Raw genomic sequence first — 13,938 nt, 5'->3', positions numbered from 1 at the left:
CGACAACTGCCACGCGGTGGTTTTTGTTGCAGCCAACTGCCTATGAAACACTACTAGTTAGGGAAGGTTGTCCGAGCGGCCGAAGGAGCTGGTCTTGAAAACCAGTGTGCGGTAACCCCGTACCAAGAGTTCGAATCTCTTACCTTCCGCGCAGGGCCGGCGGCGTGCGAAAGCACCGCGCTGACGGCCATTTTGAAGGCCGGCCGGGCCAATCGAAAGTTTGGTTCGGCCGGCCTTTTGCGTGGGCAAGTAGTGGCCCTTTTGTACGGGCAAGTAGGGGTGCGGACCGCGGTCCGAAAATCAGGTAATCCGAGTACCTGCCCTGCAGAATACGAGTACGCGCCACTCATGCGCGCCGTTGCCGGAAGGCGTTCACTTGTATCAGCACAGCTCTATCCCGCAACCGCAGGACAGAGCTTCCGCATCCACCGTTGCATGTGGGGGTCGAGGTCATGAGCAAGGCTGAGAAGCAGAGCCTGCGGTACTCGGACTACTACTGGTGCATGTCGCTGAAGGACTTCATTGAGTGGATCGAGGCCGACGACGACCAGGAGCCGGCCACGTCATACTCGGACCGGCCCTGAGCTCCCGCCTGCAGACGGCACATCCATTGAAAGTGTCACACCCCCGGCATAGTGTCGGTTCTGTCCGTAGCACCTCCATGACCTGCGGGGATGTCCCGCAAACCACACCAGGAGCAGACTATGCCTACGCCCGAACCCACTTCCGGCGCACCGTGCTGGGTCGACCTTATGACCACCGACGCCAACCAGGCGAAACAGTTCTATGGCGAACTGTTCGGCTGGGACTTCCAGACCGGAGACCAGGAAAAGTCCGGCGGCTACATCACCGCCACAAAGAACGGCAAGACCGTCGCCGGCATCATGCAGAAGCAGGAGGACCAGGCGGGTATGCCGGACATGTGGTCCACCTACCTGTGGTCGGACGACGCCGCCGCCACAGCCGCGGCGGTTCCCCAAAACGGCGGCCAGGTGTACGTGGAACCCATGGACGTCCCGGAACAGGGCCACATGGCGCTCTTCGGTGATGCCTCCGGTGCCGCGATTGGTGTGTGGCAGCCGCGGGAGATGCGGGGTTACGAACTTGTGGGCGAACCGGGCGCCCCGGCCTGGCACGAGCTTCACACCAAGGACTATGCCGCTGCGGTGAAGTTCTATCAGGACGTGTTCGGCTGGGACACCGACGTCATGAGCGACACCCCGGAGTTCCGCTACACAACCCTGGGCGCCGGCAGGGAGGCAAAGGCCGGGATCTATGATGCGTCGGCCGACCTTCCCGCCGAAGTCCCCTCCAACTGGGTGGTCTATTTCGCCGTAGAGGACGCCGACGCCTCCATTGACAAGGCCGTCAGGTTGGGCGCGACGGTCCTTGACGGACCGGACGACACACCCTACGGCCGGATGGCCACGCTGACAGACCCCACGGGGGCCAGGTTCAAGCTTTTGGCCGACACGGGCCAGGGCGCCCAGTAGGCGACGTTCCCCGAATGGATGCCGGCCGGCGGCTTCGCAGGAAGCGACCGGCCGGCATCCTTTGTGCCGCCCGGGGTCGGCATTCTGCCGGGAAATCGCGGAAGCGTTCCCGCTCAAGCAACAGGACTTGAGGAAGCGTTTGGGCTCAAGCGACAGGACTTGAGGAAGCGGTTGGGGGCAGGCCGAGGATGGCGCGGGCGATCTCGTCGGCGTCGCGGAGGGTGCGCTGCCCGCTGGGGTACACCGGACCGGCCTGCTGGGCCGCTTCGGCGGCAATGGCGGTTCCCCACTGGACGGCCGAGAGCTGAAGCCCCAGCACGTACATCCCGTCCGTGACCTCGCCGTTCGATGCAACCGGCCGGTACGGGTGCGGGCGGACGTCGAGGCCGGAGGACTGCACTGGAGTGCCTTCCACCGTCATCATGGTCCGTGGCCGCACGAGCCCGTCGGCGAGGAGCTGCTCCAGCAGCGGGGACTCGTTGAGGGCCACCCGGTTGGCCGGCGCCAGTGCCTCCACCAGTGTGTGTGCTTCCGCGGCACCGCCGTGTACCCACGGCGAGGCGGCGGTGAAGGCGCGCTTCCCGCGGACCACGCCGAACTTGGGGTCCGGGCCAACGAAGCTGACAATTCCGGCCCGTGCCAGTGCCGCCAGCTGCTCGGCGCGCAGCGCCGGCGGACCGCTGGCGAGACCCTCCACCAGCGATTCAAACCAGCCCCGCAGGCCGGCGACCCATGACTCATCGGTGATCCCGCCGTCGGCCACTACCGATTTCAGCACGGCACGGCCGTGGTGCAGCGCCCCGATGGCCATCTTGACGGGGTCGTCCTCGCCAAGAGCGGAGCGGCGGGCATCGTCGTCGAGGTAGTCGACGACGGCGGCGTCCAGCTCGGCACGCGAGGCGAAAGTCCGCCCGGCCAGCGGGGCGGCAAGACCGCGCAGGTTCAGCCTGCTGTCCGGATGGACATGGCGGCCGACGACGGCGTTGAAGTCCTCTTCCCACCGGCCGGTGCCATGGGCATGCGGGTGCAGGGCCTCGTCCAGTTCCTTGAGGAACGCGGCATGGTCCTGAACCGTGTCCGGCTGCGAGCGCACGAGGGTCGTGTAATAGGCCCAGAGCGCGTCCCGGTGCAGGAGCGGCCAAAGGTCGTGGTCGAATGCCGGAACGATCCCGGCGGCCGAGAACCTCCGCAGCGCCTTGCCGGTGAAGTAGCGGAGTGTGACCGACGCCGGGTAGTAGCCTGCGAGGGTGGCTTTGGACCGGTACGGCGTTCCGCGCCGGGACGCCGCCAGGATGAAAGGCTCCTGGCCTGAAGGCCGGTACTCGAGGGCGTCTCCTGCCTCTACGAATTTCCCTCCCCTGCCCTCCGTGAGCTGGCCCATCACGTCGAAGAAGTTCAGGCCCATCCCGCGAACCAGCACCGGCTCCTGCGCGGGAATCACACTCCAGTCGACGTCGGCGGGGACGGCCGGCGGCAGGTAGCGCAGGCCGAACTGCGCGGCGGCTGCCTGGAGTTCGCGCTGTTCGGGGCTGAGGCGGGAGGCCAGGTGGCCCAGCGCGAGGACGACGGAATCGACGGTGAGGCTCACGCCGCCGTCCAGTTCGCCGTTGTCCCGTTCGACCGCGTCCAATACGATCGCGTCCAGTTCGACCTCGAACCTTCCGTCCGGCTGCCGGCGCGCGGCGGTGGCCGTCGCCTGGTGCATTTCCACGGTGACGCCGTCGGGCAGCGCGGCGAGCAGCTCCTCGAAAGTGGACCGCAGGTAGCGGCCGTAGATGGCACGGCTGGGGAAGTCGCCGGATCCCAGCACGGCGAGCTCTGCCCGTTCGTCGTCGGAGAGCCCGGCCAGGGGGCTGTGCTGCTGGGCTGTCCGCCAGCGGTCGAAGGTGGTGCCAGCCACCGGCGCGGCCAGTCCCGTGTCCTCGGGAATGAGCGTGGGGTAGAACGATTGCGTGTTCATCAGGTAGAGACGCGACTGTCCGGGCTGCCAGACGTGCCCCGGACCAGCAGGAAACGGATCGATGACGTCGATGTGCAGGCGGGCACCGGCGGGACGGGCGGCGGACCAGTTGGCGAGCAGCCGCTCCAGCACGCTGGTACCCCTGGGACCGGCGCCAATCAGCGCCGTCCGGATGCTCTGCGAAATAACCACGCCTTCCAGAGTATCGGCATGTGACTTGCTAGCTGAGTGGGGATGTTGTTTGGATGGGCGCATGACCACCACCGCAGCTGATTCTGCCCCCGCGTCCGGCGCCGCCCCCACGGAGACCGCGCCCGCGCCCACCGACGAGAACATCTGGCTGGAGGACATCTACGGCGAGGAACAGCTGGCCTGGGTACGCGAGCAGAATGCCCGCACGGAGGACCTGCTGGAAGACGCCGACTACGCCCGGCTCGAGGGCGAGATCCTCGAAGTGCTGGACTCGACGGACAAAATCGCCATGGTGAGCAAGCACGGCGAGTGGTACTACAACTTCTGGAAGGACCGGCAGAACCCCAAGGGCCTGTGGCGCCGGACCAGCTGGGAGAGCTACCGCAGCGACGCCCCGGAGTGGGAGGTGCTGCTCGATGTGGACGCCTTGGCGTCCGCCGACGGCGTGGAATGGGTCTTTCACGGCGCAAACCTGCTCCGGCCCGAACCCGGGCAGCCGTACCGGCGCGCGATGGTGGCTCTCTCCCCCGACGGCGGCGACGCCAACCGTTACCGCGAGTTCGACGTCGAAACCCGGGCTTTCGTTGATCCCGCCGCCGGCGGCTTTGACCTCCCGACGGCGAAGGGGAACGTCTCGTGGCTCGACGCGGACACGCTGCTGGTCGCCAGCACCGCGGGGGATCTCCCCCGCACTGCGTCGTCCTACGCCCGCACCGCAGTGCGGCTCCGCCGCGGCCAGGTCCTGGCCGATGCGCCGCGCATCTTCGAGATCCCCGAGGACCACATGATGGCCATCGTGGCCCACGACTCAACCCCGGGTTTTGAGCGGACGTTCGCCGTGGACTGGATCGACTTCTTCAACCGCCGCACGTCCGTGCTCCAGGACGATGACTGGGTGCCGGTGGACGTGCCCACCGACGTGAACACGGGCGTGCACCGGGAATGGCTGCTGTTCAGGCCGCAGCGCGACTGGACCGTGAACGGCACCACCTATGCGGCGGGATCTCTGCTGGCGGCTGATTTCCGGGCGTACCTGGCGGGCGAGCGCGAACTGACGGTTCTCTTCGCCCCGGACGCGCACACCTCCCTGCAGTCCTGGAGCTGGACTCGGAACTTCCTGCTGCTGAACCTGCTGAAGGACGTGTCCTCGGAAATCCGCGTGCTGGATCCTGCCGACTCATGGCACTCCTCGCTGCTGGACGCCTGCCCGCCGCTGCACGACGTTAATGCCTTCGCCGTGGACGACGAGGACGAGGCGGAACGCGGGGCCGGGGACGACTTCTGGCTCGTTGCCACCGGCTTCACGACGCCGAGCACGCTGACCCGCGGCACACTGACCCGGAGCGCACTGGCCCGGGGAACCGCCGACGGCGGGGCTTCAGACGGAACTGCAGCGGCAGGCGTGGTGAGCCGCCATGCGGTGGTGAAGACGTCGCCGTCGTTCTTCAACGAAGCGGACTACGAGGTGCAACAGCACTTCGCCGTCTCGGCGGACGGCACGAGGGTGCCCTACTTCCAGGTGGCCGCGCGGGGCCTGGTCCTTGACGGGCAGAACCCCACGCAGCTCTCCGGCTACGGCGGCTTCGAAGTCTCACGCACGCCGGCGTACAGCGGCACCATCGGGCGGGCGTGGCTGGAACGGCGCACTGCCGCGGTTCCGGGCGACGGCTTTGCGGAGGGGCACAGCCGCGGCGGCGTGTACGTCGTGGCCAACATCCGCGGCGGCGGGGAATACGGCCCGTCCTGGCACCGGGCGGCGCTGCAGGAGAACCGGCACCGCGCCTACGAGGACTTTGCGGCGGTGGCCAGGGACCTGATCTCGCGGGGTGTCACCAGCAGGGAACGGCTCGGCTGCGTCGGCGGCTCCAATGGCGGCCTGCTCGTGGGCAACATGCTGACGCGGTACCCCGAACTGTTCGGTGCAGTGTCCTGCGGGGTGCCGCTGCTGGACATGCGCCGGTACACGAAGCTGTCGGCAGGACACTCGTGGATTGCCGAGTACGGCGACCCCGACCTACCCGAGCACTGGGAATTCATCAAGACGTTTTCGCCGTACCACCAGCTGAAGGACGGCGTGGAATACCCGGAGACGTTCATCTGGACCGCAACGTCCGACGACCGCGTGGGTCCCGTGCAGGCCCGGAAGATGGCCGCGCGGATGCTGGCCATGGGCATCCCTAACATCTGGTTCCACGAAGCGCTGGAAGGCGGACACGCCGGTGCCTCGGACAACCGGCAGGCGGCCGCGCTCCAGGGCCGCAGCCAGCACTTCCTGTGGAAGGCGCTGGCCGAAGGCACGGCCTGACGCGCCTGCTGGAGATTTTGTTCAGATATCGCGAGATAGGGCCGCCGCTTGAGCCCGCATTATCTGTGCAAAAACTCCGGGGTTTGGGCCGGGCCGGCGCGTTTTTCGCCGGCAGCGGGGGCCGTTTTGCACTGGATGGCCGGTTCTGCGTATCCTTGGTGGGCTAGTAATAGCAATTGGAGACGTGCCAGAGCGGCCGAATGGACTTCACTGCTAATGAAGGGTCGGGGTTAAACTCGACCGGGGGTTCAAATCCCCCCGTCTCCGCGTTTGGCCCCGGTCCTCGGACCGGGGCCTTTTGCGTTCCCGGGCTCCTGCATCTCGGCGGCGGCAGTCCGTTAAACGAGGCAGCAGTCCGCGTGCCGGACGGCCGAGGCGATAAAGCGCTTTCCGGTGGCAGGATGATTGCATGAACAAGCTTTCTGCCAACGAGGCCTGGAGCCCCCGGCTGGCCCTGCTTGTGGCGGCCACGTTCTTCATGGAGTTCCTCGACGGGACGGTCCTGACGACTGCGATTCCGAGCATCGCCGGGGATTTTGGGGTGCCGTCAGCCAGCGTGAACATCACCATGACCGCCTACCTGATGACTGTGGCCATGGGCATCCCGCTGAGCGGCTGGCTGGCGGAGCGGCTCGGGGCCCGGCGGATTTTTTGCCTGGCTATCGCTGTCTTTACCGCGGCGTCGCTGCTGTGCGCCGCAAGCCAGGACCTCACGGCGCTGACCGTCAGCCGCGTCCTGCAAGGCCTGGGCGGGGCGATGATGGTGCCGGTCGGTACGCTGCTGGTGCTTCGCGGGACGCCAAAGTCGGATCTGCTGCGCGCCACGGCCTACCTCGTCTGGCCCGGGCTGCTGGCTCCGGTCCTGGCGCCACTCGTGGGCGGCGCCCTGACCACTTACCTGTCCTGGCATTGGATCTTCCTGATCAACCTGCCGCTCGGCGCCGCCGCCTTCCTCGCCGCCCTGCGCCTGGTCCCCGCCGTCCCCGGTGACCGCAACCGCCGGCTGGACTGGCTTGGACTTGCCCTCACCACGGCCGGCGTGGGAGCGCTGGTGGCGGGACTTGAACTGGCCAGCGGCCACCCCGGCGGTTCTTGGACCTGGCCGAGTATTCTGGCCGGGGTTCTCTCGCTGGCAGCCGCGGTCTTCTGGATGCGCCGCGCTGCCCACCCGTTGTTTGATCTGACAGTGTTCGGCACCCGCACCTTCCGGGCCACCAACTCGGGCGGCTTCATTTACCGGGTGACCATCAGTGCCGTGCCGTTCCTGTTGCCGCTGATGTTCCAGAACGGCTTCGGATGGAGCCCCCTGCACGCGGGCATCATGGTGGCCGCCGTGTTCATCGGCAACATCGGCATCAAACCCGCGACGACGCCGCTCATCAGGCGCTTCGGATTCAAGCCCGTGCTCGTGTTCGCGTCCCTGGCGTCGGCTACCACCTTTGCCCTCTGCGCGACGCTGACCCCGGCCACGCCGGAACCTCTGGTATTCGCGCTGCTCGTGTGCAGCGGGGCCTTCCGTTCCGTTGGCTTCTCCGCGTACGCGTCGGTCCAGTACGCCGACATTCAGCCCGGGCAGCTGACGTCCGCCAATGCCGTCTCGGCCACGATCGTTCAGCTGGCCACCGGGGCTGGAATCGCAGTGGGCGCCCTGCTGCTGCGCCTCTTCGAGTCGGAGCCCCTGCTCTCGTCCGGGCTTGGCGGCATCCTGTCAGCCGGACCTGACGGCAGTGGCGTGGCCGCCTACCGCGGCGCATTCCTGTCGATTGCGGTGCTGATGCTCCTCAGCACCGTCGACAGCCTTACGCTGCACCGGCATGCGGGGGCCGAAGTCAGCCGGCCTGGGCCAGCGCCAGCGGAAGCACCGCGCCCGCACCGGCACGTCTAAGCGCCCGTCCCGCGACGGTGACCGTCCACCGGCTGTCCACGAGGTCGTCGATAAGCATCACGCTGCCGCCGCCCAGCCCGGCGAGCTCTGCCGCCAATGACTCCCCCACCACGAGACGGTCCCACACCCCGGCCAGCCGGTAGGCGCTGTTGCCGCCGCGTCCGCCGGCGGGCCCGCCATGGTCGAGCTGCAGCTGGCCGATGTACGGGATACGGCCGATCTGGGAGATGCCCCGGGCCAGCGAGTCCACGAGTTCGGGCCTGCTGCGCGAGGGCATGCTGACGATCGCTGCCGGCCTGCCCGCGCCGCTCCAGCCGGGAATCCGCGAGTCACCGGCGCCCCATTCACGCAGCACCTGGACACAGGCCTGCAGCATGCCGGGATCGACAGCGCGGTCCGGAGCCCCGGCCGCGAAAAGTTCGCGCAGCGCCCCGCCCCAGCCCAAGTCCGTCAGCCTGGCCAGGACCCTTCCGTCAGCTGTGTTTTCGTCGGGTTTAATCTTGCCCTTCACCGGCACCCCGAGGCGGTCCATTCCGCTGGGCCACTGAAGCCTGGGCTCCAGCACGATGCCTGCGCGGCTGAGTGTCTGGCCGGCAGCCTCCGTGGCTGTTGACGCGATCTCCGCGGGGAACCATCGGCCGGCGCAGTTGTCACACCGGCCGCAGGCGGCGGCGGTCACGTCGTCCAGGACGGAAGTGATGTACTCCATCCGGCACCCGGCAGTGTTCTGGTAGATCACCATGGAGTCTTGCTCGTCCACCCGGGCCTCCGCGATGCGGCGGTACCGTTCGGCGTCGTACGTCCAAGGCATTCCGGTGGAGCGCCAGCCGCCGCCTACCCGTTCCACTGCGCCGTCCACGGCGAGCACCTTCAGCAGGAGTTCCAGAGGCGTCCGGCGAAGGTCCACCCGGGCTTCCAACGCCACGGTGGACACGGCCGAGCCGGCCTCCGCCAGCGCGGTCAGCACAGCCGCGGCCTTCTCCTCGGAGGGCATGGACGCGGTGGCAAAGTACTGCCAGATTTCGCGGTCCTCGGACCCGGGCAGGAGCAGGACGTCTGCATTGGCGGCGCCACGGCCGGCCCTGCCCACCTGCTGGTAGTAGGCAACCGGGGACGACGGGGCGCCCAGGTGCACCACGAAACCGAGGTCCGGCTTGTCGAAACCCATCCCCAGCGCGGAGGTGGCCACAAGCGCCTTGACCTGGTTGTCCTTGAGGAGCTGCTCCGCCCTCTCCCGGTCCGCCGGGTCGGTGCGGCCGGTATAGGCCAGTACCTCGTGGCCTGCCTCCGCGAGCAGCCTGGCGGTGTCTTCGGCGGCAGAGACCGTCAGGGTGTAGATGATCCCGCTGCCCTGCAGATCCGCGAGGTGCGTGAGAAGCCAGCCGAGACGCTCACGCGAGTTCGGCAGCGCCAGGACCCCGAGCCGCAGCGACTCCCTGCCCAGCGCGCCGCGGATGGTCAGCACGCCCTCGCCAAGCTGTTCCTCGATGTCGTGGACCACGCGGGAGTTGGCCGTGGCTGTGGTGGCCAGTACAGGCACGGTGTCCGGCAGCTGCGTGATGAGGTCCGCTATGCGCCGGTAGTCGGGCCGGAAATCGTGGCCCCAGTCGGAGATGCAGTGGGCCTCGTCGATGACCAGCAGCCCCGTGCGCCGGATGAGTTCCGGCAGCTGGTTTTCGCGGAACGAGGGGTTGGTGAGCCGTTCGGGGGAAACCAGCAGGACGTCCACCTGGTCAGCGGCTAGCTGCTCCCGCACCGTGTCCCATTCCAGCTGGTTGGCGGAGTTGATGGCCACGGCCCGTACACCTGCTCGGGCTGCCGCCGCCACCTGGTCCCGCATCAGGGCCAGCAGCGGCGAAACGATGAGCGTGGGTCCTGCCCCGCGCCGGCGGAGCAGCAGGGACGCCACGAAATAAACGGCGGACTTTCCCCAGCCTGTCCGCTGCACCACGAGCGTCCGGCGGCCGCCGTCGACCAGCGCCTCAATGGCCTCGAACTGGCCGTCGTGGAAGTCGGCATCCGGCCTGCCCACCAGCTCGCGCAGCACCGACAGGGCCTGGCCCCGGGTCCCAGTGACCGATCCCTCATCCCTTCCGGCGCCGGTGCCGGAGGGGCCGGGGGCAGAAGCAAGGACTGGAGCGTGCTGGTTATTTGCCATTGATTCAGTATCCCAGCCGCCTCTGACACACCAAACCCCGGGCACCCACCATGTGGAAAACGCCGGCGCGCGCTTCTGTGACTTCCCCTTCACTGGCCGCCGCGCGCGTGCCCGTAAGATAAGTGCCGTGACTAGCGACCAGACCCGTACTTTTGACCTTTCGGCCTCGTTCAAGGCGTATGACGTCCGCGGCATCGTGGGCGAATCCATCACCGCTGAAATCGTCGAAGCCGTAGGCGCAGCGTTCGTTGACGTGCTTGGCCTTGAGGGGCAGACAGTCCTGGTCGGCGGTGACATGCGCCCGTCCTCCCCCGAATTCAGCAAAGCATTCGCCAGCGGTGCCGCCACCCGCGGAGCCAATGTCCAACTGCTGGACCTGATCTCCACAGACGAGCTGTACTACGCGTGCGGAGCCCTGAACGCCGCTGGCGCCACGTTCACCGCGAGCCACAACCCCGCCGAGTACAACGGCATCAAGATGGCCAAGGCCGGCGCCGTCCCGATCTCCTCCGAGACCGGCCTCAAGGAAATCCAGGCGCTGGCCGAGCAGTACCTGAACACGGGCTCCATCCCCGCTGCCGAAACTCGCGGCCAGATCGGCGTCCGCGATGTGCTGAAGGACTACGCCGAGTATCTCCGCACCCTCGTTGACCTCTCCGGCTCGCGCCCCCTCAAGATCGTGGTGGACGCCGGTAACGGTATGGCCGGACTGACCACGCCGGCCGTCCTGGGCGACACGCTGCTTCCGAAGCTGCCCTTCGACATCGTTCCGCTCTACTTCGAACTGGACGGCTCTTTCCCGAACCACCCGGCCAACCCCTTGGAGCCGGAAAACCTGCGCGACCTGCAGGCCGCCGTCGTCGAACACGGCGCGGACATCGGCCTGGCGTTCGACGGCGACGCCGACCGTTGCTTCGTCATCGACGAAAAGGGCGAGCCGGTCTCGCCGTCGGCCATCACGGGCATGGTGGCCCGCCGCGAAATCGCCCGCGCGAAGGCCCAGGGCGAGGCAAAGCCCACCATCATCCACAACCTCCTGACCTCCCGTGCGGTGCCCGAACTCGTCGCCGAGGACGGCGGCCGGGCCGTGCGCACCCGGGTGGGCCACTCCTTCATCAAGGCCGTCATGGCAGAGGAAGGCGCCATCTTCGGCGGGGAGCACTCCGCCCACTTCTATTTCCGTGACTTCTGGAACGCGGACACCGGGATGCTGGCTGCCATGCACGTGCTGGCCGCCCTCGGCGAGCAGGACGGCCCGCTTTCGGAGCTCGGCCGGGAGTACGAACCGTATGTGTCCTCCGGCGAAATTAACTCCGAAATCGAGGACAAGGCCGGCGCCGTGGAGCGCGTCCGGGCCGATTTCGAGACCGAGGACGTGGCTGTGGACCACCTGGACGGCAGCACCTTCACCGCCGCCGACGGCAGCTTCTGGTTCAACCTTCGCCCCTCCAACACCGAACCGTACCTGCGGCTGAACGCCGAAGCCACAGACCGGGCCACGATGGAGCGCGTGCGCGACCGCGTGCTGGCCCTGGTCCGCAGCTAGGACAGCACCGTGGAATCACCCGACCCGGCCCCGGACCCGTCATCGTGGCGCGCATCCGTGCCGGAGTCCACGGCCACGGACCTGGAAAACCTTCTGGGCACCGGCATGGCGGCAGCCCAGGAACAGCTTGAGCGGAGCGGCGGGTTCCTGCCGTTCGCCCTCGTGATGGAGAACGACGGCGACGTCCGCCTGGTGGCGGTCTCGCCGGCGGACCCGGATGCCGACGGGGACGGCGAGTTCGACGCGGACGGGATGATCCGCGATGTCACCGAGCTTCTGCGCCAGCACCGGGACGAGTTCCGGGCCGCCGCAATCGTCTGCGACATCACCCTGGTCGAGGAGGACTCGGACGCCATCCACGTGGCCACCGAACACCGGGACGGCGCGGTTTTCGCAGCCGTCCTGCCGTACTCCCCGAACAGCGAGGGCACTGAGTGGGAGTTCGGGGACCTTGCCGCCGACTCCAACGAGCCTGTTATTTGGGCTGACTAGACCGGTCCGCAGCAGCGCTTTCACCCGGTCACGCGGTGCGCACAGACCACGCGCTCCGCACCGGACGGACCGTGATTTGCACAGGCCATTAGGCTAGAAGCATGAAAATCAACGCCTTCGCGGACGTCAGCCTGCGCGCCCTCATGGTGCTCGCTGCCGCACCCGAGGGCGGACTGCTCACCACGCAGAACGTCGCCGACGCCGTCGGAACCCCCTACAACCACGTCAGCAAGGCCGTGGCCAAGCTACGCATGCTGGGCCTAATTGACGTTGAGCGCGGCCGCAACGGTGGTTCGCGGCTCAGCGCCGCCGGCCGCCGAGTCACCGTGGGCCAGGTTCTGCGGGAGCTGGACACCCGCGAGGACGCGGCCGAATGTATCGGCCCGGCGGGCAGCTGCCCCCTCATCAATGAATGCCGGCTCCGCGGCGCCCTCGCGCGGGCGCGCGAGGCTTTTTACCGCGAGCTCGACGACGTCGTGGTGGCCGAATTGCCGACCTCACGCCAGATGACGCCCGTTTTCGAGGCGATCGGGCTGCGCCCCGGCGCCTGACCAACCCGGCCGTCGCGCCCCTGCAGGCGCCGTCCCCGCCGGCTCTCCGCTCTATTTGGCAATCTCCTTCTACAGGGTGTAGAAATGAGTCATCAGAAACCCGCATTTCAAATGCCAGTATCTGAAGTTCCGGTCCGGCCAAAGACCCCGGACCATTAGCTCAGGAGTGTCAATGCTCTCGGACAAAGCCCGTCCTGTCATCGAAGCCACCCTTCCCCTGGTCGGTTCACGAATCGGCGAGATCACCCCCAAGTTCTATGACCGGCTCTTTGCCGCGCACCCGGAACTCCTGGACGGGCTGTTCAGCCGCTCCAACCAGCGCTCCGGCAACCAGCAGCAGGCCCTGGCCGGCAGCATCGCCGCCTTCGCCTCCCACCTGGTGAACAACCCCGGCACCCTGCCCGAAGCCGTTCTCTCCCGGATCGCCCACAAGCACGCCTCCCTGGGCATCACCGAACCGCAGTACCAGGTGGTCTACGAGCACCTGTTCGCGGCCATCGCCGATGACCTGGCCGAGGTCATCACGCCGGAAATCGCCGAGGCCTGGACCGAGGTCTACTGGCTCATGGCCGATGCCCTGATCAAGCTCGAAAAGGACCTGTACGCGGCACAGTCAAACACCAGGATGTGGATGCCGTGGACTGTCGTCGAAAAGACGCCCGCAGGAACAGGCGCCATGACGTTCACCCTGGCGCCGGCCGATGACACCCCGGTCACCCCCGCGCTGCCTGGCCAGTACATCAGCGTGAAGGTCCAGCTGCCCGACGGCATCCGCCAGGTCCGGCAGTACTCCCTGTCCGATGAGGCCGGGACGAGCCGCACCTTCACCGCCAAGCTGGACGACGGCGGCGAGGTCTCCCCGGTGCTGCACCGCAGCGTGGCCGTAGGAGACACCCTGGAGATTTCCAACCCCTACGGCGAGATCACCCTGAAGGACGGCAACGGACCGGTGGTCCTTGCTTCCGCCGGCATCGGCTGCACTCCCACCGCATCGATCCTGCGTTCCCTCGCGGAAGCCGGTTCCGAACGCCAGGTTCTGGTGCTGCACGCCGAAAGCAGCATGGAGAGCTGGGCCCTCCGCGGGCAGATGACCGCCGATGTGGCACGCCTGGACGGAGCGGACCTTGAAGTCTGGCTCGAGGAACCCCAGGCCGGCACGAAGGCAGGCTTCATGTCCCTTCGCGAGGTGGACCTGCCCGCCGACGCCTCCCTGTACCTGTGCGGCCCCCTCCCGTTCATGAAAAAGATCCGCAACGAGGCTATCGAAGCCGGAATCCCGGCAACACGCATCCACTACGAGGTCTTCGGCCCGGACATCTGGCTGGCCGCCTAGCCGCGGCCGCTGCCCTGGATGAG

Annotated in this window: 10 protein-coding genes and 2 tRNA genes; 10 read left to right on the top strand and 2 right to left on the bottom strand. The window is 67.5% G+C overall.

Annotation, left to right across the window (positions count from 1 at the left end):
* Positions 1-61: 61 nt before the first annotated feature.
* The 3 genes from ABRP34_RS18185 (at position 62) to ABRP34_RS18175 (ending at position 1,493) form a co-directional block, all read left to right on the top strand.
* Positions 62-149: transfer RNA gene (locus ABRP34_RS18185), tRNA-Ser, on the top strand.
* Between the two features lie 303 nt (positions 150-452).
* Positions 453-584, top strand: a complete 132-nt coding sequence (locus ABRP34_RS18180) for a hypothetical protein (protein ID WP_280959902.1) — start codon at positions 453-455, stop codon at positions 582-584.
* 120 nt (positions 585-704) lie between these two features.
* Positions 705-1,493 carry a VOC family protein gene (locus ABRP34_RS18175; RefSeq protein WP_353711245.1) on the top strand — a complete coding sequence of 263 codons (789 nt, stop codon included), beginning with the start codon at positions 705-707 and terminating at the stop codon, positions 1,491-1,493.
* 145 nt (positions 1,494-1,638) lie between these two features.
* Here the strand turns inward: ABRP34_RS18175 and ABRP34_RS18170 are convergent, their stop codons facing one another.
* Positions 1,639-3,645: an FAD/NAD(P)-binding protein gene (locus ABRP34_RS18170; RefSeq protein WP_353711244.1), complete on the bottom strand. Its 2,007-nt coding sequence runs from the start codon at positions 3,643-3,645 to the stop codon at positions 1,639-1,641.
* 61 nt (positions 3,646-3,706) lie between these two features.
* Between ABRP34_RS18170 and ABRP34_RS18165 the strand changes: the two genes are divergently transcribed.
* The 3 genes from ABRP34_RS18165 to ABRP34_RS18155 all read left to right on the top strand — a co-directional run bounded on the left by ABRP34_RS18165 (position 3,707) and on the right by ABRP34_RS18155 (position 7,835).
* On the top strand, positions 3,707-5,950 hold the full coding sequence (locus ABRP34_RS18165; protein WP_353711243.1) for a prolyl oligopeptidase family serine peptidase: 2,244 nt from the start codon (positions 3,707-3,709) through the stop codon (positions 5,948-5,950).
* 178 nt (positions 5,951-6,128) lie between these two features.
* Positions 6,129-6,217 (top strand) — tRNA-Ser (locus ABRP34_RS18160).
* A gap of 142 nt (positions 6,218-6,359) precedes the next feature.
* Positions 6,360-7,835 (top strand): MFS transporter, encoded by a 1,476-nt coding sequence (locus tag ABRP34_RS18155; RefSeq protein WP_353711242.1) that lies wholly within the window; start codon positions 6,360-6,362, stop codon positions 7,833-7,835.
* Here the strand turns inward: ABRP34_RS18155 and ABRP34_RS18150 are convergent.
* On the bottom strand, positions 7,780-9,993 hold the full coding sequence (locus ABRP34_RS18150) for a RecQ family ATP-dependent DNA helicase (protein WP_353711241.1): 2,214 nt from the start codon (positions 9,991-9,993) through the stop codon (positions 7,780-7,782). The genes ABRP34_RS18155 and ABRP34_RS18150 overlap by 56 nt on opposite strands.
* A 127-nt stretch (positions 9,994-10,120) precedes the next feature.
* On the opposite strand from ABRP34_RS18150, the gene ABRP34_RS18145 reads away from it, so the two are divergent.
* The 4 genes from ABRP34_RS18145 (at position 10,121) to ABRP34_RS18130 (ending at position 13,915) form a co-directional block, all read left to right on the top strand.
* A complete protein-coding gene (locus tag ABRP34_RS18145; RefSeq protein WP_003801245.1) occupies positions 10,121-11,539 on the top strand; it encodes a phosphomannomutase/phosphoglucomutase in 1,419 nt (472 codons plus the stop codon).
* A 9-nt stretch (positions 11,540-11,548) separates the two neighbouring features.
* Positions 11,549-12,031: a hypothetical protein gene (locus ABRP34_RS18140; RefSeq protein WP_353711240.1), complete on the top strand. Its 483-nt coding sequence runs from the start codon at positions 11,549-11,551 to the stop codon at positions 12,029-12,031.
* Between the two features lie 101 nt (positions 12,032-12,132).
* On the top strand, positions 12,133-12,582 hold the full coding sequence (locus ABRP34_RS18135) for an Rrf2 family transcriptional regulator (RefSeq protein ID WP_003801248.1): 450 nt from the start codon (positions 12,133-12,135) through the stop codon (positions 12,580-12,582).
* A 172-nt stretch (positions 12,583-12,754) separates the two neighbouring features.
* Positions 12,755-13,915 carry a globin domain-containing protein gene (locus tag ABRP34_RS18130; RefSeq protein WP_353711239.1) on the top strand — a complete coding sequence of 387 codons (1,161 nt, stop codon included), beginning with the start codon at positions 12,755-12,757 and terminating at the stop codon, positions 13,913-13,915.
* The last annotated feature ends 23 nt before the right edge of the window (positions 13,916-13,938 follow it).

The sequence above is a fragment of the Arthrobacter sp. K5 genome (assembly GCF_040448525.1).
GTDB classification, from domain to species: domain Bacteria; phylum Actinomycetota; class Actinomycetes; order Actinomycetales; family Micrococcaceae; genus Arthrobacter; species Arthrobacter globiformis.
This window is presented reverse-complemented; position numbering and strand designations above follow the sequence as displayed.

Coding starts and splice junctions, on each gene's coding strand:
- ABRP34_RS18180 (WP_280959902.1), top strand. CDS start 453: ATGAGCAAGGCTGAGAAGCAGAGCCTGCGGTACTCGGACTACTACTGG.
- ABRP34_RS18175 (WP_353711245.1), top strand. CDS start 705: ATGCCTACGCCCGAACCCACTTCCGGCGCACCGTGCTGGGTCGACCTT.
- ABRP34_RS18165 (WP_353711243.1), top strand. CDS start 3,707: ATGACCACCACCGCAGCTGATTCTGCCCCCGCGTCCGGCGCCGCCCCC.
- ABRP34_RS18155 (WP_353711242.1), top strand. CDS start 6,360: ATGAACAAGCTTTCTGCCAACGAGGCCTGGAGCCCCCGGCTGGCCCTG.
- ABRP34_RS18150 (WP_353711241.1), bottom strand. CDS start 9,993: ATGGCAAATAACCAGCACGCTCCAGTCCTTGCTTCTGCCCCCGGCCCC.
- ABRP34_RS18135 (WP_003801248.1), top strand. CDS start 12,133: ATGAAAATCAACGCCTTCGCGGACGTCAGCCTGCGCGCCCTCATGGTG.
- ABRP34_RS18130 (WP_353711239.1), top strand. CDS start 12,755: ATGCTCTCGGACAAAGCCCGTCCTGTCATCGAAGCCACCCTTCCCCTG.